The following is a 1,052-nucleotide window of genomic DNA, read 5'->3' on the forward strand; positions in this document are numbered from 1 at the left end:
CATAAACCCTGCCAAATGGGGGTAAGGCCGTTCGGGTTCAGTCAACATATTCGCATATAAGAAATGTGCTGGTAGCGGACTTGAGCCGACTAATTCCAATGCGGGTAGCGACTCCCCATATATTATGGTCACTAACAGAAGCAGTGATCGGGCTATTGAACAGATAGTTTTGTTTTTTTGTGAGCGTCTTGTAGACTCAGGCTTAAAAAAAATACACATCCACGAACCCATTCGCTATTGGAAATAATTCGTTATTTTCACGCCACCCGACATAAGGCTCAGGCTCTTGACTTGACCTCTGCCATTTGCACCGGAATGTATAGCGCCCTACTGACCCATTAAAAAATACCCCCACATCTATCAAGTAACTCTAGTTCCTGACAACCCTGATAAACATCAGGATTCACCTCTGATAATAAAGGGTCTCGCCTTCTTAATTGCTTTATTTCACTGCATGCCCGTTGCCTCCATTCTGCCATTGTGTGGTCAGCGATATCGATTTTGGCTTTTTTAAGGATGGTCACTATGTGCATAAGCTCCATTTCATCCCAATAGTCGTCCAGTAATGTCAGTATTTCGATGCTAAAAACTTCTGTCTGGTTGAGCTTTAACCATAAACGTCCAAACGCCTGCTTTTCTCTTTTGTTGTCTGGCGGCTTCATGCTTTGTGGTTCCGGTTCACCCTGACAGGCTTCAGGATCCCTGGATTGAATGTTGTCCAGGTATTGGGTCAGTGATTCTTTAATCTCATCGGAGCATTCTGTACCGGATGCTTCGATTCTTTCCCTGAGTTTGCTAAGCAAGGATTCAGGCAGCCTCTCTTTATGGTGGTTAAGGGATTTACAGACGATGGGGCTGATGACCATTTGCCTGTTGATCAGGGTAGCCAGGATATAAATGGGTAGAGGTTTGAAGGGTGCTGTTTCTTCAATGGCACCTTTTTCCCCGGGCTCTCTTTTTGCGACGAATCTGGCTTCGCATCTTTGGATGTATCCGGGTTCATCCGGTTTTAAACGCCTTTGCCATTGCTCTGCTGTCAAATAGTAGCGTTG

1 protein-coding gene is annotated in these 1,052 nt (G+C 45.2%); it reads right to left on the reverse strand.

Going from position 1 to position 1,052, the window contains the following annotated elements:
• Positions 1-338: 338 nt before the first annotated feature.
• Positions 339-1,052, reverse strand: a 714-nt coding sequence (locus KDK16_RS07640; RefSeq protein WP_257275414.1) for a hypothetical protein, incomplete at its 5' end; no start/stop codon positions are given.

The organism is Endozoicomonas sp. SESOKO4 (genome assembly GCF_024606275.1).